The sequence below is a fragment of the Pseudomonas sp. IPO3749 genome, from assembly GCF_013386605.1.
GTDB classification, from domain to species: domain Bacteria; phylum Pseudomonadota; class Gammaproteobacteria; order Pseudomonadales; family Pseudomonadaceae; genus Aquipseudomonas; species Aquipseudomonas azotoformans_A.
In genome coordinates, this window is record NZ_JACARN010000159.1 from 1 (window position 1) to 752 (window position 752).

The following is a 752-nucleotide window of genomic DNA, read 5'->3' on the forward strand; positions in this document are numbered from 1 at the left end:
GGGTGCGACGCAGCAACAGGGAGATCACCGCCGCAATAGCGCCGATCACGAACGGAATCCGCCAGCCCCAGGCGCGCAATTCTTCTTCAGTGAGGATCTGTTGCAGGATCACCACCACCAGCACCGCCAGCAGTTGCCCGCCAATCAGGGTCACGTACTGGAACGAAGCGAAGAAACCGCGCTGGCCCTTGAGCGCGACTTCACTCATGTAGGTCGCGGTGGTGCCGTACTCGCCCCCCACCGACAAGCCCTGGAACAGCCGCGCCACCAACAGCAACGCCGGAGCCCAGGCGCCGATGTCTTTGTAAGTGGGCAGGAAAGCGATGACCAGGGAACCGGCGCACATCATCAGCACCGAGATCATCATCGAGTTCTTGCGCCCGTGCTTGTCCGCCACCCGGCCAAACAACCAGCCACCGATAGGTCGCATCAGGAAGCCCGCGGCGAACACACCGGCAGTGTTGAGCAGTTGGACCGTGGGGTCGTCCGACGGGAAAAACGCCGGGGCAAAGTAAATGGCGCAGAAGGCGTAGACGTAGAAGTCGAACCATTCGACGAGGTTGCCGGAGGATGCTCCGACGATCGCAAAAATCCGTTTGCTGCGTTCTTCTCCGGTGTAGTGACTGGTTGTTGTTGTCATGTTTTTTTCACTCAGTGGGAACGGTTATAGCCTAGACATACTTTGCAACAAGCTCGTTCCGCAACAAGACTTTTAGGTATGTCGTGCCTGTGAGGGCCTCTTCGCGGGCAAG

1 protein-coding gene is annotated in these 752 nt (G+C 58.9%); it reads right to left on the bottom strand.

Annotated features, from left to right (window positions below):
* Positions 1–640 (bottom strand): MFS transporter (locus HX812_RS31910; protein WP_178949164.1); only part of this gene is annotated, 640 nt, incomplete at its 3' end.
* Positions 641–752 lie beyond the last annotated feature (112 nt).